General features: G+C 69.1%; 19 protein-coding genes. 2 read left to right on the top strand and 17 right to left on the bottom strand.

The annotated features are described in order from the left end of the window. Positions 1-51: 51 nt before the first annotated feature. Both IM725_RS09490 and IM725_RS09495 read left to right on the top strand, forming a co-directional pair. Positions 52-633, top strand: coding sequence for a DNA cytosine methyltransferase (locus IM725_RS09490; RefSeq protein ID WP_193780337.1), 582 nt, complete (start codon positions 52-54; stop codon positions 631-633). A 62-nt stretch (positions 634-695) separates the two neighbouring features. Beyond that, entirely contained in the window at positions 696-1,208 is a 513-nt protein-coding gene (locus IM725_RS09495) for a hypothetical protein (protein WP_193780338.1), read from the top strand. A 67-nt stretch (positions 1,209-1,275) separates the two neighbouring features. On the opposite strand, the gene IM725_RS09500 is transcribed toward IM725_RS09495, so the two are convergent. From IM725_RS09500 to IM725_RS09580, 17 genes are all read right to left on the bottom strand, one after another. Beyond that, on the bottom strand, positions 1,276-1,830 hold the full coding sequence (locus tag IM725_RS09500) for a methylated-DNA--[protein]-cysteine S-methyltransferase (protein WP_193780339.1): 555 nt from the start codon (positions 1,828-1,830) through the stop codon (positions 1,276-1,278). Position 1,831: 1 nt separating this feature from the next. Next, positions 1,832-2,785, bottom strand: coding sequence for a glutathione S-transferase family protein (locus tag IM725_RS09505; protein ID WP_193780340.1), 954 nt, complete (start codon positions 2,783-2,785; stop codon positions 1,832-1,834). A gap of 36 nt (positions 2,786-2,821) precedes the next feature. After that, on the bottom strand, positions 2,822-4,465 hold the full coding sequence (locus tag IM725_RS09510) for an isovaleryl-CoA dehydrogenase (protein ID WP_193780341.1): 1,644 nt from the start codon (positions 4,463-4,465) through the stop codon (positions 2,822-2,824). Continuing rightward, complete coding sequence (locus tag IM725_RS09515) at positions 4,446-5,501, bottom strand: fatty acid desaturase family protein (RefSeq protein ID WP_193780342.1); 1,056 nt, start codon at positions 5,499-5,501, stop codon at positions 4,446-4,448. Before IM725_RS09515 ends, IM725_RS09510 begins: the two co-directional genes overlap by 20 nt. Positions 5,502-5,503: 2 nt before the next feature. Next, on the bottom strand, positions 5,504-6,514 hold the full coding sequence (locus IM725_RS09520) for an NADP-dependent oxidoreductase (RefSeq protein WP_193780343.1): 1,011 nt from the start codon (positions 6,512-6,514) through the stop codon (positions 5,504-5,506). 10 nt (positions 6,515-6,524) lie between these two features. After that, positions 6,525-6,956 (bottom strand): PaaI family thioesterase, encoded by a 432-nt coding sequence (locus IM725_RS09525; protein ID WP_193780344.1) that lies wholly within the window; start codon positions 6,954-6,956, stop codon positions 6,525-6,527. Between the two features lie 4 nt (positions 6,957-6,960). After that, positions 6,961-7,752, bottom strand: a complete 792-nt coding sequence (locus tag IM725_RS09530) for an SDR family oxidoreductase (RefSeq protein WP_193780345.1) — start codon at positions 7,750-7,752, stop codon at positions 6,961-6,963. Next, positions 7,749-7,976: a hypothetical protein gene (locus tag IM725_RS09535; RefSeq protein WP_193780346.1), complete on the bottom strand. Its 228-nt coding sequence runs from the start codon at positions 7,974-7,976 to the stop codon at positions 7,749-7,751. The genes IM725_RS09530 and IM725_RS09535 overlap by 4 nt, the downstream gene beginning before the upstream one ends. Beyond that, entirely contained in the window at positions 7,976-9,817 is a 1,842-nt protein-coding gene (locus IM725_RS09540) for an acyl-CoA dehydrogenase (protein ID WP_193780347.1), read from the bottom strand. Before IM725_RS09540 ends, IM725_RS09535 begins: the two co-directional genes overlap by 1 nt. Beyond that, positions 9,814-10,989, bottom strand: a complete 1,176-nt coding sequence (locus tag IM725_RS09545) for an acetyl-CoA C-acyltransferase (RefSeq protein WP_193780348.1) — start codon at positions 10,987-10,989, stop codon at positions 9,814-9,816. The genes IM725_RS09540 and IM725_RS09545 overlap by 4 nt, the downstream gene beginning before the upstream one ends. A 23-nt stretch (positions 10,990-11,012) precedes the next feature. Next, positions 11,013-13,109 carry a 3-hydroxyacyl-CoA dehydrogenase NAD-binding domain-containing protein gene (locus IM725_RS09550; protein ID WP_193780349.1) on the bottom strand — a complete coding sequence of 699 codons (2,097 nt, stop codon included), beginning with the start codon at positions 13,107-13,109 and terminating at the stop codon, positions 11,013-11,015. Between the two features lie 340 nt (positions 13,110-13,449). Next, positions 13,450-14,145 carry an ABC transporter ATP-binding protein gene (locus tag IM725_RS09555; protein ID WP_193780361.1) on the bottom strand — a complete coding sequence of 232 codons (696 nt, stop codon included), beginning with the start codon at positions 14,143-14,145 and terminating at the stop codon, positions 13,450-13,452. A 7-nt stretch (positions 14,146-14,152) separates the two neighbouring features. Further along, the gene (locus tag IM725_RS09560) at positions 14,153-14,926 is read right to left on the bottom strand and encodes an ABC transporter ATP-binding protein (protein ID WP_193780350.1); all 774 of its coding nucleotides are present in this window, start codon (positions 14,924-14,926) and stop codon (positions 14,153-14,155) included. Next, the gene (locus IM725_RS09565) at positions 14,923-16,266 is read right to left on the bottom strand and encodes a branched-chain amino acid ABC transporter permease (RefSeq protein ID WP_193780351.1); all 1,344 of its coding nucleotides are present in this window, start codon (positions 16,264-16,266) and stop codon (positions 14,923-14,925) included. The genes IM725_RS09560 and IM725_RS09565 overlap by 4 nt, the downstream gene beginning before the upstream one ends. Positions 16,267-16,270: 4 nt before the next feature. After that, positions 16,271-17,218, bottom strand: coding sequence for a branched-chain amino acid ABC transporter permease (locus IM725_RS09570; RefSeq protein ID WP_193780352.1), 948 nt, complete (start codon positions 17,216-17,218; stop codon positions 16,271-16,273). Between the two features lie 92 nt (positions 17,219-17,310). After that, positions 17,311-18,570 carry a branched-chain amino acid ABC transporter substrate-binding protein gene (locus IM725_RS09575; RefSeq protein WP_193780353.1) on the bottom strand — a complete coding sequence of 420 codons (1,260 nt, stop codon included), beginning with the start codon at positions 18,568-18,570 and terminating at the stop codon, positions 17,311-17,313. A 141-nt stretch (positions 18,571-18,711) separates the two neighbouring features. Next, complete coding sequence (locus IM725_RS09580) at positions 18,712-20,340, bottom strand: 3-(methylthio)propionyl-CoA ligase (protein ID WP_193780354.1); 1,629 nt, start codon at positions 20,338-20,340, stop codon at positions 18,712-18,714. Positions 20,341-20,601 lie beyond the last annotated feature (261 nt).

Here is a 20,601-nt window from a genome sequence, read left to right on the forward strand (position 1 = left end):
GGGCCGCCCGCCGGCCGCACCATGGGCCATTCCATCCGCAAGGAGAACGGCATGCGCGCGCGACTCGTCTTCATCGTCCTGGCTGTGGTGCTGGTGGGCGGCTTCGCCTGGCAGAACTGGCCTGAAATCACCCGGGATTCGACCCTCACCTTCGGCATCGTGCAGACCACCCTGCCCCTGGGCCTGGTGCTGCTGGGCGCCCTGGCCGTGGTGCTGGCGGTGTTCCTGTTCAGCAGCGCGGTGCAGGAGTCGCGCCACCTGCTGGACCAGCGCCGCCAGAGCCGCGCCTTGCAGGCCCAGCGCGACCTGGCGGAAAAGGCCGAGGCCTCCCGCTACACCGAGCTGCGCCAGCACATCGACAGCCGCCTGGGCGAGGTCCGCACCCAGGGGACGCTGGCCACCTCCGAGTTCGAGCGGGCCATGATGCAGGGCCAGCGCGAGCTGCGCACCCAGCTGGAGCAGGTGCTGCATGTCCTGGCCTCGCGCCTGGGTGACCTGGAGGCGCGGCTGGCCGCCAGCCCGCTCGCGGCCGGGCCTGCGCAACTGGCGGCCGCCGACGCCGAGCGCACGGCCCGTGCCGCGGCCCGCGACCTGGGCCGTGCCGACCTGACGCGCGACCGCGTGCCCTTGTGAGCCCTGTGTCGGCCCGGCTGCCGGGCTGATCCGGGGCGTGGCGCGGCGGCTAGACTGCCGCCATGGACAAGCCCCGGCCTTCGCTGCTGCGCCGCCTGCTGCTGGGGCTGCTGGCCCTGGTGCTGCTGTTCGAGGAGTGGGGCTGGGAGCCGCTGCAGGCCGCCCTCGCCCGCCTGGGACGCCTGCCGATCTTCGCCACCCTGGAGCGCTGGGTCCGCAGCCAGCCGCCCTGGGCTGCGCTGGCCCTGTACGTGCTGCCCGCGCTGGCCCTGCTCCCGGCCAAGCTGCTGGCGCTCTGGCTGATCGGCCACCAGCACGCCCTGCTGGGGCTGGGGTCGCTGCTGGCGGCCAAGGCCCTGGGCACCGCCGTGCTGGCCCGGCTTTTCACGCTGACCCAGCCCGCGCTCATGAAGCTGGAGTGGTTCGCACGGCTCTACCCGCGCTGGAAGGCCTGGAAGGACGAGCTCCTGGCGCAGGTGCGCGCCAGCCCCGCCTGGCTGGCGACAGGCCGCCTCGTGGCGGACGTCCGGCGGCAATGGAGGCTCTGGCTGCGCGGACGCGACGGCAGCGCCTAGGCTGCGGTGCCTCGCAGCCCAGGGGCCGCAATCGCCTGGGGCGCACGCCGCAGCGCCCGCGACGGGCCTAGAGGCTGAAGCCGAACAGGTCCGGCGCCCCGGCCGGCTGGGCCTGCTCGGCCTGCAGCATGCGCAGCTTGGTGGCCACGCCGCCATCGGCTGAAAAGCCGCCTCCGGCGTTGCCGGCCGCGAGCACGCGGTGGCAGGGCACGATGGGGGCGAAGGGATTCAGCCCCAGTGCCTGGCCCACGGCACGCGAGGCCCCCGGCTCGCCCAGCGCCTGCGCGATCTCGCCGTAGGTGCGCGTGCGGCCGGGCGGGATGGCCCGCGTGATCTCGTACACGCGGCGGTGGAACGGCGTGACGGTGTCCCAGGCCAGGCGCACATCCTCCAGCCCGTCGGGATGGCCCGCCAGGGCCGCCTGCATGCGGGCCATGACGACCTGCACGGCCAGCGACGGCTCTCGCTCATCCACGCCGGGCAGGCGCTGCGCCATGCGGGCGCGGGTGCGTTCGCTGTCCGCCTCGGGCAGCTGGGCCGCGAGGATGGTGCCGTCCGCCCGCCACGCGATGCCGCAAGGGCCGAGCGCGGTCTCGAACAGGCACCAGCCCGCCCCGTCCATCTCAGGCCGCCTCGACCTTGCGCAGCACGTAGCCGATGCGCGGGAAGTGCACGTGCACCACGCCGGCACGCGGGTCCTCGCGGCGCAGGCTGTAGTGCGTGCGGGTGGCGGCGATCAGCTCGCCCTCCGTCGGCTCGGGGCCGAAGGCCTCCCCGGAGATCGTGACGCGCGAGCCCAGCGGGATGCCGTGGTCGTCCTGGAAGGCGGAATCGACCAGGAAGTTCTGGCCGGGCGGCAGCGGCTCGGTCTCGCGCGCGAGCGCAATGGCGTGCGCGCTGTCGAAGGGCTCGGCCACGCCATGGCCGAAGGCCTTCATGCGGTCCATCCACTCCAGCACGGCGGGGGTGGCGTTGAGCACGTCGGCCACCGGCGGCACCTGCTCGCGGGTGTACCAGAGCGGGTGGTAGGTGGCGAAGTCGGCCACGCAGGGCTCCATGCCGAAGAGGAAGTCGTGCTCCTCGACCATGCTGGCGATGCGCCGCAGGTACGAGCGGTAGGCGCTGGCCGCGTCGCCCGGACGCAGGCGCAGCGCGCCGCTGCCCATGGCCTGGCGGTCGGCCGCAAAGGCCTTGGCCGCCTCGGGCGGCTGGCCGGCGAACAGGTGGGCGGCGCCCTTGGGCTGCAGGTTGTAGCCCATGGCGGCCCAGAACAGCGTGCTGTCGGCCCACTGCGCGAAGACGCGCGAGACGCCGCGCAGGTGTGCCGGGTACAGGGTGGGCTCGGGCTGGATGTGCTCCAGCACGTCGCCGATGAGCGCGGTGTCGCAGTAGATGTCGGCGCCGATCTGCAGGAACGGCGTCTTGCGGTAGCCGCCGGTGAGCGCGACCACGTCGGGCTTGGGCAGGATGCGCGGCACCTCGACCGAGCGCCAGGCGTGCTGCTTCCAGCCAAGGATGAGGCGTACCTTTTCCGAGAAGGGCGAGGCGGCGTAGTGGTGCAGGATGAGGTCGGGCATGGGGCGAAGGGTTGGGTTCATGGCTGGAAAGGCCGGTCAGCGGGGACGTGCGCGTTGCACGATGGTGTCGAAATCGGTGCCGGCCGGCAAGCTGCCGAAGGTCTGGCCCCAGCGGCCGGCAAGGCGGGAGTCGCAGAAGGCTGCGAAGACGGCGGCCGGGGCGCTGCGGGCCAGGAGCCCGGCCTGCACCGCCAGGGCCACGTCCTGCGCCAGCAGCCGGGCTTCCACTTCGGTGGCCATGGCCTCGACCCGGGCCGGCAGCGCATCGGCCAGCCGGTCCAGGGCCGCGTGCTGGCCGCGAGCGGGCGCCAGCTCGGCGGCGAGCGCCGCGCCGGCGTCGGCCTTGCGCAGCGCGCGCAGCAGGTCCAGCGCCATGATGTTGCCGGCGCCCTCCCAGATGGAATTCAGCGGCATCTCGCGGTAGATGCGCGCCATCACCCCCTGGCCGCCCTCCTCCACGTAGCCGTTGCCGCCCAGGCATTCCATGGCCTCCTGGGCGAAGGCCGCGCCGCGCTTGCAGATCCAGAACTTGGCCACCGGCGTGAGCAGGCGCGCCATCGCGCGCTCGTGGGCGTCGCCCGGGTGGTCGAAGCTGCGCGCCAGGCGAAGCGCCAGCGCGGTGGCGGCCTCGGACTCGAGCGCCAGGTCGGCCAGCACGCTGCGCATCAGCGGCTGGTCTATGAGCGGCTTGCCGAAGGCCTGGCGCTGGGCCGTGTGGTCCAGCGCGAGCGAGAGCGCTTGGCGCATGAGGCCGCTGGTGCCCAGGGCGCAATCCAGACGGGTCATGGTGCCCATCTCGAGGATCTGGGGCACGCCGCGGCCCTCCTCGCCCACCAGCCAGGCAGCCGCATCCTCGAACTCGACTTCGGAACTCGCATTCGCCTTGTTGCCCAGCTTGTCCTTCAGGCGCTGGATGCGGATCGCATTGCGGGTGCCGTCGGGCAGCCAGCGCGGCAGGAAGAAGCACGACAGGCCGCCCGGCGCGTTGGCCAGGATGAGGAAGGCGTCGCACATGGGGGCCGAGAAGAACCACTTGTGGCCGGTGATGCGGAAGCGCCGGCCCCAGCCGTCCTCGCCGTCCGGCACCGCCCCCGTGGTGTTGGCGCGCACGTCCGAGCCGCCCTGCTTCTCGGTCATGCCCATGCCCATGGTGAGGCCGGCCTTGCGGTCGAAAGGCAGCGGCGCCGGATCGTAGGCGCGCGCGGCCAGGCCGGGCGCCCAGTCGCGGTGGATCGCCGGGTTCGCGCGCAGGGCCGGCATGACCGCATAGGTCATGGAGATCGGGCACAGGATGGACGGCTCGGCCTCGGTGAAGAGCATGAAGGCCGCCGCGCGCCGCACGTGCGGCGAAGGCCCCTCGCCGGCCCAGGGCGTGCCGTGCAGCCCGGCCTCGGCCGCGGCGCCCATGAGGGCGTGGTAGCTGGGATGGAACTCCACCTCGTCGATGCGTCGCCCGAAGCGGTCGTGGCTGCGCAGCTGCGGCGCGTGCACGTTCGCCAGGCGGGCGTCCTCCTGCATGCGCGGGCTGCCGACCGCGCGGCCCAGCGCGTGGAACTGCGCGGTGTCCAGGGCCGGCGCGTTCAGCCGCAGCGCGTCCTGCAGGGCCCGGTTGCCGGCGAAAGCGTCGTAGCCGGCCAGCGGTTCGGGCTGGTTGAACACGTCATGGGTGGCTTGTGGCATGGCGCGGCCTCCGGTCGGCGAACACGATGCGCCAGGCATCGGCGACGTCGCGCACCTCGGCCCCGTCCAGGGCGCCGCGCGCACGCAGCAGCCGGTGCAGCGCCGGCAGGCGGTAATGGGGCACCGCCGGGTACAGGTGGTGCTCCAGGTGGTAGTTCACGTGGTGGGGGAACAGCACCCAGCCCGCCACACGGTTGGCCAGCCCGCCCCAGCTGCGGTTGCAGCGCGCCGCCGTGAGCGGGGAGGACAGGTCGGCCACGCCGCCGTGCTCCAGGATGGCGCGAAGGCGCAGGATGGGCTGGATGACCGTGAGCAGGGGCAGCATCCAGAACACGGCGTACATCGCGAGCCCCCGCGTGCCGCCCAGCGCAAAAGCCGCCAGCGGCGCGGCGAGGTGCAAGCCCAGCACCCACCAGCGGTCGGCGCGGGCCGCCACGCGCAGCGCCTCGGAGGTGTCGTCCAGCGGGCGGATGCTGCGCCGGGTCTCGCTGTTGATGGCGGGCGCGCCGAAGAAGTAGGCGAAGGTCTTCCAGGCGTTGAGGCCCGTGATGTCCAGCGCCAGCTTGCGCAGCAGGTAGGCCCGCCCGCGCGGGTAGCCGCCGTGGATGGCGGTGTCCGGGTCTTCCGCGCTGTACAGGTTGTTGTGGTGCAGCCGGTGCGTGACGCGGTAGGTGCACATGGAAATGCCGGCGGACATGCCGACCAGCCGGCCAACCGCGTCGTTCAGGCCGCGGTGGGCGAAGAGCCGGTAATGCGCCGCTTCGTGCGCGAGGATGAAGAGGCCGTGCTGGGCGATGCCGATCACGAGCACGCAGGCCAGCACCCCGGGGCCCGGCCACAGCCACACGCCGGCAGCGATGGCCAGCGCGATCACCGCCAGGTTGCCGCCCAGGGCCCACAGGGTGCGGGGCACCGACAGGCGGGTGAGCGGCGCGAGGTCCTCGGCCGAGAGCCAGCGCCGGGCCTGGGCGTTGCGCGAGCCGGGGCGCCGCAGGTCCTCGCGGAACTCCTCGCCTGCCGCGCCCGGCCCGTGCATGCTCAGACCAGCTTGACCAGCTGCTTGCCGAAGTTGCGGCCCTTGAGCAGGCCCAGGAAGGCCTCCGGGGCGCTTTCCAGGCCCTGGGCCACGGATTCGCGCGGGCGGAACTTGCCGCTGCCCACCAGCTGGCCCAGCTCCTGCAGGGCCTGCGGCCACACTTCCATGTGCTCGCTGACGATGAAGCCCTCCAGCCGCACGCGGTTGACCAGCAGCAGCTGCGGGTAGGTCATGGGCACGGGCTGGCCGTCGTAGCCGGCGATCATCCCGCACAGCGCGATGCGGGCGAAGGCGTTCATGCGCAGCATCACCGCGTCCAGGCAGACGCCGCCCACGTTCTCGAACAGGCCATCGACGCCGTCAGGCGCCGCCTGCGCGATCTCCTTGGAGAGCGCGTAGGCGTCCTTGCCGCGGTAGTCGATGCAGGCGTCGAAGCCGATCTCTTCCACCACATACTTGCACTTGTCCGGGCCGCCGGCGATGCCGACCACGCGGCAGCCGCGCGCCTTGGCCAGCGCGCCGAAGGCCGTGCCCACGGCGCCCGAGGCGGCGCTCACCATCACGGTCTGGCCGGGCTTGGGGTCGATGATCTTGACCAGGCCGTACCAGGCCGTGACGCCGGGCATGCCCACCGCGCCCAGGTAGTGCGAAAGCGGCACGTGCGTGGTGTCCACCTTGCGCAGCATGCCGACCTGGTCGGCGTCGACCACGCTGTACTCCTGCCAGCCGCCCATGCCCACGACCTTGTCGCCGGCCGCGAACTTGGGCGAGCGGCTTTCCACCACCTCACCCACGGTGCCGCCCTGCATCACCTGCCCCAGGGGCTGCGGCTGGGCGTAGCTCTTGCTCTCGTTCATGCGCCCGCGCATGTACGGATCCAGGCTGAGGAAATGATGGCGCACCAGCACCTGGCCGTCGGCCAGGGCCGGGGTCTCGGCGGTGACCAGCTTGAAGTTGGAGGCGCTGGCCTCGCCCTTGGGACGGTTGTCGAGGTGGATCTGTCGGTTCTGCATGTGCGGCTCCTTAGTCGGTGGAAATCACGTCCAGCGCGTTGCTGCTCTTGGGCCCGGTCGGCAGGCGCTTGACGTACTTGAAGGTGCCGGTGGCGTGGGCGCAGGCCCGTCCCTCGGCATCGTAGATCGTGGCCTCGGTGAAGGCCATGGTCGCGGTGCGGTGCATCAGCCGGCCGCGGCCGGTCAGGCGGCCCCGCGCCGGCTGCATGAAGCTGGTCTTCATCTCGATGGTGACCACGCCCATCTCCTGGGCCACGCTGCGCGCGGCCACGGCCATGGTCACGTCCATGAGCGTCATCACGGCGCCGCCGTGCGTGACGCCGAAGGAGTTCAGGTGGTCCTCGGCAGGCAGGTACTGCAGCTCCGACTCGCCGCCCTCGAAGCGGTGCAGCTCGAAGCCCAGGTGGTCGACGAAGGGGACGCGGACGCCGAAGTTCAGCAAGGCCTCAACCTCCGGTGACGGAACTGACGCCGCCGTCCACCGCCAGCCACTGGCCGGTGATGTGCTTGCCGGCGTCAGAGGCGAACAGCAGGGCCGTGCCCTTCAGGTCCTCGTCGTCGCCCAGGCGCTTGAGCGGCGCATGCGCGGCCAGCTTGTCCTCGCCCAGGCGCTCCAGCGTGCCGCGCGTCATCTTGCTCGGGAAGAAGCCCGGGCAGATCGCGTTGACGGTGATGTTGTACTGGCCCCATTCGCAGCCCAGCGCCCGGGTGAAGTTGACCACCGCGCCCTTGGAGGTGTTGTACGCGATGGTCTGCATCTCGGGCGGGTTGCCGCCCAGGCCGGCGATGGAGGCGATGTTGATGATGCGGCCGTACCGGGCCGGGATCATGCTCTTCTTGGCGATGTGCTGCGAGAGGATGAAGTAGCCCCGCACGTTGAGGTTCATCAGCTTGTCCCAGGCCTCGACCGGGTGGTCTTCGGCCGGGGAGCCCCAGGCGGCACCGGCGTTGTTGACCAGGATGTGCACGTCGCCCATGCGCTGCAGGGTCTCGTCGGCCAGGCGCCGGATGTCCTCCTCGCGGCCGCAGTCGGCGGCGATCCAGCGCGCGTCGATGCCGGCGGCCTGCAGTTCGGCCGCGGCCTGCTCCAGGTCCTCGGCCTTGCGCGAGGTCAGCATGACCTTGGCGCCGGCCTCGCCCAGCGCGTGCGCGATCTGCAGGCCCAGGCCGCGCGAGCCCCCGGTGACGAGCGCGGTCTTGCCGCGGAGGTCGAAAAGCTGTTGGACGGTACGTGTCATGGTCGTGTGTCGTTCTTGGTGTCGAGATCGGCGGTGAGGCGGGAGCGCACCCAGATGAGCACCACCCCGGCGGCCACCCCGAAGCCGCCGAGCGTCCAGAGGGCGGCGGCCAGGGCGCCCTGCCGCCCGGCCACGGCCAGCCCCAGCACGATGGCGAACAGCCCCCCGTAGATCGCGACCCACACGAGGCGCTCGATCCAGGTGAGCAGGCTGGCCGCCGCCATCAGAAGGCCTCTTCGGGAATCTCGACGCAGGTCGGGTCGCGGCTGGCCACCACCTGCAGCCAGGCGCCGATCTTGGGCAGCTCGTAATGGAAGAAGTAGCGCAGCGCTGCCAGCCGGCCCTGCCCTGCGGGGTCCTGCGTGTCCGCGGGCACCGAGAGCGCCACGTCCAGCCACATCCAGGCGATCACCACATGGCCGAAGGCCTGCAGGTAGGGAACCGCATTGCGCAGCGCCTCGGCCGGGTTGCCCGTGGCCCAGGCCGCCTTGGTGGCGGCGCCCACGTCCTGCAGCGCCTTGCCCAGGGCATTGGCATGGCCGGCCAGGTCGGGCCGGTGGATCGCGCGCTCGATCGTCGCGTTGATGCGGCCGGCCACCAGCGAGAGGCCCTTGCCGCCTTCCATGGTGACCTTGCGGCCCAGCAGGTCGGCGGCCTGGATGCCGTGCGTGCCCTCGTGGATCATGTTCAGGCGGTTGTCGCGCCAGTACTGCTCCACCGGGAAATCGCGCGTGTAGCCGTAGCCGCCGTGGATCTGGATCGCCAGCGAATTCGCCTCCAGGCAGAACTCGCTGGGCCAGCTCTTGGCGATGGGCGTGAGCACCTCCAGCAGCAGGCGCGCCTCGTCGGCCGCGGCCGCCTCGCCGGTGCGCAGTTCGTCCACCAGGCGGGCGCAGTACAGCATCAGCGCCAGCGCGCCCTCGCCATACGATTTCTGCGCCAGCAGCATGCGGCGGATGTCGGCGTGCTCGATGATGCGCACCTGCGGCTGGGCGGCGTCCTTGCCGGCGGGGCCCACGGGCCGGCCCTGCGGCCGGTTCTTCGCGTAGTCCAGCGAGGCGTAGTAGCCGGCCAGGCCCAGGGCCGTGGCCGCCATGCCGATGCCGATGCGGGCCTCGTTCATCATGTGGAACATGCAGCGCAGGCCCTCGCCCGGCTTGCCCACCAGGTAGCCGATGGCGCCCGCGCCCCCGCGGACCGGGTACTTGCCCTCGCCGAAGTTCAGCAGCGTGTTGGTGGTGCCGCGCCAGCCCAGCTTGTGGTTCAGGCCGGCCAGCGCGACGTCGTTGCGCTCGCCCGTCAGCCGGCCCTCGGTGTCGACCAGCTTCTTGGGCACGATGAAGAGCGAGATGCCCTTCACGCCCGGCACCAGCTTGCCGTCCGGTCCGGGGATCTTGGCCAGCACCAGGTGCACGATGTTCTCGGACAGCTCGTGCTCGCCGGCCGAGATCCACATCTTGTTGCCGCGCAGCCGGAACCGCGGGCCCAGCGGGTCGGCTTCGAAGCCCTCGCCGTCGGGCGTGGCACGGGTGGCCACGTCGGACAGCGAGGAGCCGGCCTGCGGTTCCGACAGGCACATGGTGCCCGAGAAGCGGCCGTTGAATTCGTTGAGCGCGAAGACCTTCTTCTGCAGCTCGGTGCCGTGCGCCAGCAGCAGGTTGGCGTTGCCGATGGTCAGCAGGCCGCCGCCGATGCTCACCGAGGCGGTGGCGAAGAACGCGCCCGCGGCCGCCTCCACGGTGTAGGGCAGCTGCATGCCGCCGATCTCGTAGTCCTGCGCGGCGCTGAGCATGCCGGATTCGGCGAAGGCGCGCGAAGCCTCGTGGGTGGCCTGCGGCAGCACGACCTTCAGGCCGCCCTGCCCATCATCGACGGCGCGCGGCTCCTCGGTGTCCACCAGTCGGTTGAAGGGGGCGTACTTCTCGCGCGCGATCCGCTCGCAGGTGTCCAGCACCGCGTCGAAGGTCTCGCGCGAGTGGTCCGCGAAACGCGGCCGCCCGCACAGCCGGCCGGCCTGCAGCCACTCGTGCAGCAGGAAGTCGACGGTGGGACGCAGCGCGCTCACAGGACCTCGAACACGCCGGCCGCGCCCATGCCGCCGCCGATGCACATGGTGACCACCACGCGTTTGGCGCCGCGGCGCTTGCCCTCGATCAGGGCATGGCCGGTCAGGCGCTGGCCCGACACGCCATAGGGGTGGCCGACGGCGATGGCGCCGCCGTTCACGTTCAGGCGGTCGGCCGGGATGCCCAGCTTGTCGCGGCAGTAGAGCACCTGCACCGCGAAGGCTTCGTTCAGTTCCCACAGGTCGATGTCCTGCACGGTGAGGCCCAGCTTTTTCAGCACCTTGGGCACGGCGAACACGGGGCCGATGCCCATTTCGTCCGGCTCGCAGCCCGCCACCGCGAAGCCCAGGAAGCGGCCCATGGGCTTGAGGTTGTTGCGGGTGGCGTAGTCCTCGCTGACCACCACGCAGGCGCCGGCGCCGTCGGAGAACTGGCTGGCGTTGCCGGCCGAGATCACGCCACCGGGCATGGCCGGGCGGATGCCGCTGATGCTTTCCTTGGTGGTGCCTTCGCGCAGGCCTTCGTCCTTGTCGGCGGTGACCTGCTTGGCGCGCAGGCCCAGCACCGGGTCGGCCACGCCGGCGGTGACGGTGATGGGCGCGATCTCGTCCTTGAACTTGCCGGCAGCCTGGGCGGCGCAGGCCTTCTGCTGGCTCGCCGCGCCGTACTCGTCCATCGCGTCGCGCGAGATGTTGTAGCGCTTGGCCACCTGCTCGGCGGTCTGCAGCATGCTCCAGTAGATCTCGGGCTTCTTGGCGACCAGGTTGGGGTCGCTCAGCATGTGGTGATTCATTTCCTGCTGCACGCAGGAAATGCTCTCCACGCCGCCGGCCACGTACACGTCGCCCTCGCCGGCGATCACGCGCTGCGAGGCGAGCGCGATGGTCTGCAGGCCGGAGGAGCAGAAGCGGTTGACGGTGAGGCCGGACACCGTGATGGGCAGGTCGGCCATGAGCGCGATCTGGCGCGCGATGTTGGCGCCGGTGGCGCCCTCGGGGTTGGCGCAACCCATGATGACGTCCTCGACGGCGTCACCCGGCACGCCGGCGCGCTTGAGCGCCTCGCGGACCACGTGGCCACCCAGGGTGGCGCCGTGCGTCATGTTGAAGGCACCCTTCCAGCTCTTGGTCAGCGGGGTGCGGGCGGTGGAAATGATCACTGCATTGGTCATGGCGTAGCCTTTGCGAATTCGGTTTAGAACGACTTGCCTTCGGCGGCGAGGCGGGCCAGCAGCGGCGCCGGCTCCCAGAACTTCGCGTCGTCGCGCGGGTTGCGCTGGAAGCGCTTCATGGCCTGGACCACGTTGAACAGGCCGACCTGGCTGGCGTACTGCATGGGGCCGCCGCGGTAGATCGGGAAGCCGTAGCCGGTGATGTAGACCATGTCGATGTCGCTGGCGCGGGCGGCGATGCCGTCCTCGACGATGTGGGCGCCCTCGTTCACGAGTGCGAACACCAGGCGCTGCACGATCTCCTCGTCGGAGATCTTGCGCGGGGTGATGCCCAGCGACTGGCGGTGCTCCTCGATCATCTTCACGACCACGTCGGACGGGATCGCGTCACGCTTGCCTTCCTTGTAGTCGTACCAGCCGGCGCCGGTCTTCTGGCCGAAGCGGCCCATCTCGCAGAGCTTGTCGGCAGTGCGGCTGTAGAGCATGTTCGGACGCTCGACGGCGCGGCGCTTGCGGATCGCCCAGCCGATGTCGTTGCCCGCCAGGTCGCCCATGCGGAAGGGGCCCATGGCAAAGCCGAACTTCTCGATCGCCTTGTCCACCTGCTGCGGGGTGCAGCCTTCGTCCAGCAGGAAGCCGGCCTGGCGGCTGTACTGCTCGATCATGCGGTTGCCGATGAAGCCGTCGCACACGCCCGAGACCACGGCGGTCTTCTTGATCTTCTTGGCCAGCGTCATCACGGTGGCCAGCACGTCCTTGCCGGTCTTGGCGCCGCGCACCACTTCCAGCAGCTTCATCACGTTGGCCGGGCTGAAGAAGTGCATGCCGACCACGTCCTGCGGGCGCTTGGTGAAGGCGGCGATCTTGTCCACGTCCAGGGTGGAGGTGTTGGAGGCCAGGATCGCACCCGGCTTCATGGTGGCGTCCAGGGTCTCGAACACCTTCTGCTTGACGCCCATTTCCTCGAACACCGCCTCGATCACCAGGTCGGCATCCTTCAGGTCGGCGTAGTTCAGCGTGGTGCTGAGCAGCGCCATGCGCTTGTCCAGCACTTCCTGCTTGAGCTTGCCCTTCTTGACCTGGGCTTCGTAGTTCTTGCGGATGGTCGCGATGCCGCGGTCCAGCGCTTCCTGCTTCATCTCCAGGATCTTCACCGGGATGCCGGCGTTCAGGAAGTTCATGGAGATGCCACCGCCCATGGTGCCGGCGCCGATCACGGCCACGGACTTGATCTCGCGCTGCGGCGTGTCCGAAGGCACGTCGGGGATCTTGGTGGCGGCGCGCTCGGCCATGAACAGGTGGCGCAGGGCGCGGCATTCGGGCGTGAGCATGAGGGCCATGAAGACCTCGCGCTCGTAGACCATGCCGTCGTCGAACTTCTTCTTGGTCGCGGCCTCGACCGCATCCACGCACTTCTCGGGCGCGGGGAAATTCTTGGCCATGCCGCGCACCATGTTGCGCGCGAACTGGAAATAGGCGTCACCCTGGGGGTGGCTGCACTTGAGGTTGCGCACCAGCGGCAGCGGGCGCGCATCGGCCACGGAACGGGCGAGGGCCAGGGCCTCCTCCATCAGCGATTCGGCGCTGCCAGCCATCTTGTCGAACAGCTTCTGGCCGGGCACCTGGGCGAGCAGTTCGCTCTTGACCGGCTCGCCGCTGACGATCATGTTCAGCGCGGTCTCCACGCCCAGCACGCGCGGCAGGCGCTGCGTGCCGCCCGCGCCGGGGATCAGGCCCAGCTTCACTTCCGGCAGCGCGATGCTCGCGCCCGGCGCGGCGATGCGGTAGTGGCAGCCCAGGGCCAGTTCCAGGCCGCCGCCCATGGCGACGGAGTGGAGGGCCGCCACGACCGGCTTGGCCATGGCTTCGAGCATGCGGATGACGGACAGCAGGTTGGGCTCGGCGATCGCCTTGGGCGTGTCGAACTCGGTGATGTCGGCGCCGCCGGAGAAGGCCTTGCCCGCCCCGGTGATCACCACCGCCTTCACGGCAGCATCGGTGCTCGCCTGCTCCAGGCCCTGCGCGATGCCCATTCGGGTCGCGTGGCCCAGCCCGTTCACCGGCGGGTTCTGCAGGGTGATCACTGCCACGTCGCCGTGGACCTTGTACTCAGCCGTCATATGGATTTCCTTCGCCGAAAAATAAAAAAGTACGGTCGTTCGATTTTGCGATTCTAGGGCCAGCCCTGCATCCTGCCGACCCCCGATGTCACTGCCGGGACAAACCGAAAGCATAGGCCCGCGGCAAGCAGCAAGCCAGCCCCCGCAAGAAACAAAAAGAGGCTTGCCGCCACCCCGACCGCCGGGCCGCGGGCGCAGGCCGGGTCAGCACGCCCCGCAGGGGCCCCGTCCGCGCGGAATGCATTGCAGCGCGGACACCTCTTTCATGGGCTGCGGCTTTGCCGAAGCCTATGAAACTGATCAACGCACCTGCAAAACGCTCCAGCGTTTTGCAGGTGAATCACACCTCCAGCCACTCCTTGCGGATATAGGCATCCTGGCGCAGCGTCTCCGGCGTGCCCTGGAACACGATGCTGCCGTGGCCCATGACGAGCGCGCGGTCCGAGATCTGCATCGCGATCGTGAGCTTCTGCTCGATCAGCAGTACCGAGATGCCGCGGTCCTTGAGCTTCTTCAGGTATTCGCCCACCAGCTCCACGATCTTTGGCGCCAGGCCTTCCGTGGGCTCGTCAATGATGATGAGGTCGGGGTCGCCCATCAGGGTGCGGCACAGGGTCAGCATCTGCTGCTCGCCGCCCGAGAGCACGCCGGCCTCGGTGTGCTGCCGCTCCTTCAGCCGCGGGAACATGCCGTACATGTCGTCGAAGCTCCAGCGGCCCTTCTGGCGCGTGCCCTTCTGGCCCAGCAGCAGGTTCTGGTGCACCGTGAGCTTGGGGAAGATGTCGCGGTTCTCGGGCACGTAGCCGATGCCCAGGTGGGCGATCTCGTAGGGCTTCATGCCGCGGATGTGGCTGCCCTTCCAGTCGACCGTGCCGGTGCAGTCCACCATGCCCATGATGGCCTTGGCGGTGGTGGACCGGCCGGAGCCGTTGCGCCCCAGCAGGGCCACGATCTCGCCCTCGTTGACCTCGAACTCCACGCCGTGCAGCACGTGGCTCTTGCCATAGAAGGCGTGCAGGTTGTCGATGTGCAGGATGCTCATGTCAGTGCCCTCCCGCCTGCGCGTCCGCGACCGAGGAGCCCAGGTAGGCCTCCTGCACGCGCTGGTTGGCCCGCACGCGGTCGGGCGTGTCGAAGGCGATCACCTCGCCGTACACCACCACCGCGATCTTGTCCGCCAGGCCGAAGACCACGCCCATGTCGTGCTCGACGGTGAGCAGGGTCTTGCCCACCGTCACCTCCTTGATGAGGTCGATGAAGCGCTTGGTTTCGCTCTTGCTCATGCCTGCGGTGGGCTCGTCCAGCAGGATCACGCTGGCGCCCCCGGCGATCGTGATGCCGATCTCCAGGGCGCGCTGCTCGGCGTAGGTGAGGTTCATGGCCAGCACGTCGCGCTTGCGCTCCAGCTTGATCATGTGCAGCAGCTGTTCGGCGCGCTCGTTGGCGTCGTCCAGGTCGGCCAGGAACTTGAGGAAGGTGTAGCGGTAGCCCAGGCTCCACAGCACCCCGCAGCGCAGGTTCTCGAAGACGCTCAGCTTGGGGAAGATGTTCGTGATCTGGAAGCTGCGCGAGAGGCCCAGCCGGTTGATCTCGAAGGGCTTCTTGCCATCGATGCGCTGGCCGTGCAGCAGCACCTCGCCGCTGGTGGCCGGGAAGCGGCCGCTGATCAGGTTGAACAGCGTGGACTTGCCTGCGCCGTTGGGCCCGATCACCGCCACGCGCTCGCCCGCCTGCACGGACAGGTTGGCGCCACGGATGATCTCGGTCCTGCCGAAGCTCTTGCGCAGGTCCTTCAGTTCGAGTGCAGGAACGCTCATGCCAGCGCCTCCCGACGCTTGATCTCTTTTTCGATGTCTTCCTGGATGCGGCCCCACTGCGCCTTGAAGGTGCGGCGGCAGACCTCGAACAGGCCCAGGCCGGTGGCCATCACCAGCACGCAACCGACCCAGCTGTCGGCGCCCTGCGCGTTCAGCGGCACACCCAGGAAGGTGAGTTCCGGGCCCAGGGCGGCATTCAGCTTCAGGTGGTAGACCATCTCGATCATGCCGGCCGCGCCCAGCAGCGTGATGAGCGCGGTGCCGGCCAGCGCCAGGTAGCTCACCCACAGCTCCTTCAGGCGGCCGAAGGACGCGACCCGCAGGTTCATCATGATCAGGCTGGCGATGCCACCGGGCGCATACATCACCATGAACAGGAACACCAGGCCCAGGTACAGCAGCCAGGCCTTGGTCAGCTCCGACAGCAGCACGAAGGCCATCACCATCAGGATGGCGCCGATGATGGGACCGAAGAAGAAGGTCGCGCCGCCCAGGAAGGTGAACAGCAGGTAGGCGCCGGAGCGGGCGCCGCTCACCACCTCGGAGGTGACGATCTCGAAGTTCAGCGCCGCCAGGCCCCCGGAGATGCCGGCGAAGAAGCCCGCGATGATGAAGGCGATGTACCGCACCTTGCGCGTGTCGTAGCCCACGAACTCGACGCGCTCGGGGTTGTCGCGCACGGCGTTGAGCATGCGGCCCAGGGGCGTGCGGGTGAAGGCGAACATCAGCCCGGTGCAGATGAAGGTGTACAGGGCGATCAGGTAATACAGCTGGATCTGCGGCCCGAAGGTGATGCCGAAGGGCTTGCTGCCGACCACGCGGTTGCTGGAGATGCCGCCCTCGCCGCCGAAGAAGTCGGGGAACATGAGCGCCATCGCGAAGATCAGCTCGCCGATGCCCAGGGTGATCATCGCGAAGGGCGTGGCCGCCTTCTTCGTGGTGACGTAGCCGAAGAGCACCGCGGTGAGCGCGCCCGCCGCACCGCCGACCAGCGGCAGCAGGCTGACCGGCAGCGGCAGCACCCCCTTGCCGATGAAGTTCAGCGCATGGATCGCGATGAACGCGCCCATGCCGGAATACACCGCGTGGCCGAAGCTGAGCATGCCGCCCTGCCCCAGCAGCATGTTGTAGGAGAGGCAGACGATGATCGCGATGCCCATCTGGGTGAGCATGGTCTGCGACAGGCTGCTGCTGAAGATCAGCGGCGCCACCAGCAGCACCAGCGCGTAGGCGGACCAGACCAGCCAGCGGCCGATGTTGAGCGGGCGGAACTCGTGGAAGCGCCGCGCCGCGGGCTTGGCGCCCGCGAGGCGGGTGGCGTCGGCGGAAGTCGTGTTCATCGCGTCAGCCCTCCCGCGTTCCGAGCAGGCCCTTGGGCCGGAAGATGAGCATGAGCACCAGGAACATGAACGGCAGGATGGGGGCGATCTGGCTGATCTTGAGCTTCCACAGGGTGTAGCCGAAGCTGTCGGGGGTGAGGTTCAGGCCGATGGTGGAGGCCGCGCCCATGAGCGAGCTGTCGATGCCCACGGCGAAGGTCTGGATGATGCCGATGGCCAGGGAGGCGACGAAGGCGCCCGCGAGCGAGCCCATGCCGCCGACGACCACCACCACGAAGATCACCGGGCCCACCGCACCGGCCATGCCGGGCTCGGTCACGAAGGCGTTGCCGCCGATGACGCCGGCCAGGCCGGCCAGGGCCGCACCGCCGCCGAACACCATCATGAAGACGCGCGGCACGTTGTGGCCCAGCGCCTCCACCGTTTCCGGGTGGGTCAACGCGGCCTGGATCACCAGGCCGATGCGGGTGCGCGTGAGCAGCAGCCAGATGGCCAGCAGCATCAGCAGCGCGACGAACATCATGAACGCGCGGTAGATGGGGAACTGCGTGCCGTACAGCGTGAACAGCGGGCCGCTCAGCAACGCCGGCACCCGGTAGTCCACCGAGCTGGTGCCCCAGATGAGCTGCACCACCTCCAGGACGATGAAGGACAGGCCGAAGGTGATCAGCAGTTCCGGCACGTGGCCGAACTTGTGCACCCGGCGCAGGCAGTAGCGCTCGAACAGCGCACCCAGCCCGCCCACGAGCAAGGGCGAGATCACCAGCGCCGGCCAGAAGCCGACCAGCTGGCTGGTGCCGAACGCGAAGTACGCACCCAGCATGTAGAAGCTGGCGTGCGCAAAGTTGAGCACGCCCATCATGCTGAAGATCAGCGTGAGGCCTGAACTCAGCATGAACAGCAGCAGCCCGTAGCTGATGCCGTTCAGGAGCGAGATGGTGAAGAATTCCATGGAGGGAAAGTGGTTCGCAAAAAAGCCCGTTCACCCCGGCAAGGGCGAACGGGCCTTGTGAGCTCAGCCCGAACGGATGCCCGGGTGGCCGGTCAGCCCGCGCTCGGCCGCTTCATCTGGCAGCTGGTGGGCGTGCTGGAGACGTAGGGCGCGAACTCCTTGATGGGCGCGAAGGTGTAGCCGGTGTTCTCCACGCTGTACGGATGGGCCTTGTCCACCTTCTGCCACTTGTCGATGAACATGGTCTGCTGCAGCTGGTGGTCGGACGCGCGCATGGTCACGTCACCGGCGAAGCTCTTGACCGACAGGCCTTCCAAGGCCTTGGCGACCTTGGCCGGCTCGGCGGAACCGGCCTTGGCGATGGCGGCACCCAGCAGCTTCAGGCCGTTGTAGGTGGCGAAGGTGTAGTAGTCGTCGTTGAACTTCTTCTTGAAGTCGTTGACGATGCCGCCGATCTCGCCGGTCGAGAAGTTCGAGTGGTTGTACGCCACCATGTAGACCTCGCTCTCGCCGCCCGCGGCCAGCGCGGTGGGCGTGCCGGTGACACCGGCGTAGTAGGTGTACATCGGGATCTTCAGGCCGGCGTCGTTCATGGCCTTGACCAGCAGGGTCAGGTCCTGGCCCCAGTTGCCGGTGACGATGGCCTGGGCGCCCGACTGCTTGATCTTGGCGACGTAGGGAGAGAAGTCCTTGACCTGGCCGATGGGGTGCAGGTCCTCGCCGGCGATCTTGATGTCCGGACGCTTGCGGGCCAGGTCTTCCTTGAAGTACTTGGCGACCTGCTGGCCGTGCGAGTAGTTCTGGCCGATGATGTAGACGCTCTTGAGCTGCGGCTGGTCCTTCATCAGGGTGGTCAGCGCCTCCATCTTCATGGAGGTGTCCGCGTCCAGGCGGAAGTGCCAGTAGCTGCACTTCTCGTTCGTCATCGAGGGGTCGACGGCGGCGTAGTTGAAGTAGATCAGTTCCTTGCCGGGGTTGCGGTCATTGAACTTCTCGACCGCGTCCTCGATGGCGAGGCCGGCGCCGGAGCCGTTGCCCTGGGTGACGTAGCGGAAGCCCTGGTCGATCGCGGCCTTCAGCGTGTTCAGGCTTTCCTGCGGCGAGCCCTTGTTGTCGAAGCCCACCACCTCGAACTTGACGCCGGCGGGGTTGTTGGCGCCGGACAGGCGCTCCGCGGCGAACTGCCAGCTCTTGAGCTGGTTCTGGCCCACGTTGGCGAACGGGCCCGACAGCGGGTCCATGAACGCGATGCGCACGGTCTGGCCGGCCATGGGGCTCTTGGCCTGGGCGAACACGGGACCGGCCACGGCCAGGATTGCCACGACTGCCACGCTCTTCAGGGCGAATTTCATTGCCTTGTCTCCTTATGGAACGAACAGCGGCAGGGTACTGTCTTTGTGCGGCGCAGCGATCAGGGAATGCCCGTAAGCGCCGGCCCGCTTATCGCCCAGGCGACAGCCTGTAGCCGAGGCGACCCACGGCCGGCGCCTGCGTCATGCGCCCGGCAGCTTGTAGTCCTTCAACTGCTCGCGCAGCCGCGTCTTGAGCATCTTGCCGGTGGCGCCCAGCGGAATCGCCTCGACGAAGACCACGTCGTCCGGGATCTGCCACTTGGCGGTCTTGCCTTCATAGAACTTGAGGAGCTCCTCGCGGGTCACTTCGGCGCCGGGCTTCTTCACCACCACCACGATGGGCCGCTCGTCCCACTTGGGGTGGCGCATGCCCACGCAGGCCGCCATGGCGACCGCCGGATGCCCCATGGCGATGTTCTCCACGTCGATCGAGCTGATCCATTCACCGCCGGACTTGATGACGTCCTTGCTGCGGTCGGTGATCTGCATGTAGCCGTCGGCGTCGATGCTGGCCACGTCGCCGGTGGGGAACCAGCCGTCCACCAGCGGGTTGCCGCCCTCGCCCTTGAAATACTCGCGGATCACCCAGGGGCCCTTGACCAGCAGGTCGCCGGTGGCCTGGCCGTCCCAGGGCAGTTCCTGGCCGTCGTCGCCGACGATCTTCATGTCGATGGCGTAGATGGCCCGGCCCTGCTTGAGCCGCACCTTCATCTGCTCATCCTCGGACATCTCCAGGTGCTTGTTCTTCAGCGTGCACAGGGTGCCCAGCGGGCTCATCTCGGTCATGCCCCAGGCATGCAGCACCTCGACGCCGTACTCGTCGCGGAAGGCATGCATCATCGCCGGCGGGCAGGCCGCGCCACCGATGACCGTGCGCGTGAGCGTGGAGAAGCGCAGGCCGCCCGGCTTCATGTGGGACAGCAGCATCTGCCAGACCGTGGGCACGCCCGCGGCATAGGTGACCTTCTCCGACTCGATCAGCTCATAGACGGACTTGCCGTCCAGGCTGGGGCCGGGGAAGACCAGCTTGGCGCCTGTGAGCGCGGCCGAGTAGGGGATGCCCCAGGCGTTGACGTGGAACATGGGCACCACGGGCAGGATGGCATCGCGCGCCGAGATGCCCATCACGTCCGGCAGCGCGGCCGCGTAGGCATGCAGGATGGTCGAGCGGTGGCTGTAGAGCGCGGCCTTGGGGTTGCCGGTCGTGCCGCTGGTGTAGCACATGCTCGAGGCCGAGTTCTCGTCGAAGCTGGGCCATTCGTAGCTCGTCGGCTGGCCGGCGAGCCAGGTTTCGTAGCTCACCAGGTTGGGGATGCCGGTGTCCGCGGGCAGCTTGTCGGCGTCGCACAGCGCCACGTACTGCCGGATGGTGGTGGCGCGGCCGTGGATGGCCTGCACCAGCGGCAGGAAGCTCATGTCGAAGCACAGCACCTGGTCTTCGGCATGGTTGGCGATCCAGGCCACCTGGTCGGGGTGCAGGCGCGGGTTGATGGTGTGCAGCACCCGACCCGAGCCGCTGACGCCGAAGTACAGCTCCAGGTGGCGGTAGCCGTTCCAGGCCAGGGTGGCGACGCGGTCGGAAAACAGCAGGCCCATCGCGTCGAGCCGGTTCGCCACCTGCTTGGCCCGCCTGGCGACGTCGCGCCAGGTGTAGCGGTGCAGGTCGCCCTCGACGCGTCGCGAGACGATTTCGCCGTCGCCGTGGTGGCGGGCCGCGAAGTCGATCAGCGACGAGATCAGCAGCGGCTGGTTTTGCATGAGACCCAACATGGTTTTCTTAGCTCCTCTGGCAGTCCTGGAAAGGGCGGTATCGTAGCCCGGCCAGACCGCATCGCGTTGGGGGCTTTCCCCGCAATGTCGTCCGGGTGTCCATGCCGGGGGGACAATGGCGGGATGAACGAGGCCGCCATCGCCCCCGCAGACGACACCGCGCGGACCGCGCCCGACCTGGGGCTGCGCTGGCGGCACGGCTTCGCCGGGCTGGGCCCGGCTTTCCACACCGAACTGCGGCCCACCCCCCTGCCCTCGCCC

The sequence above is a fragment of the Ramlibacter aquaticus genome, assembly GCF_015159745.1.
Taxonomy (GTDB): domain Bacteria; phylum Pseudomonadota; class Gammaproteobacteria; order Burkholderiales; family Burkholderiaceae_C; genus Ramlibacter; species Ramlibacter aquaticus.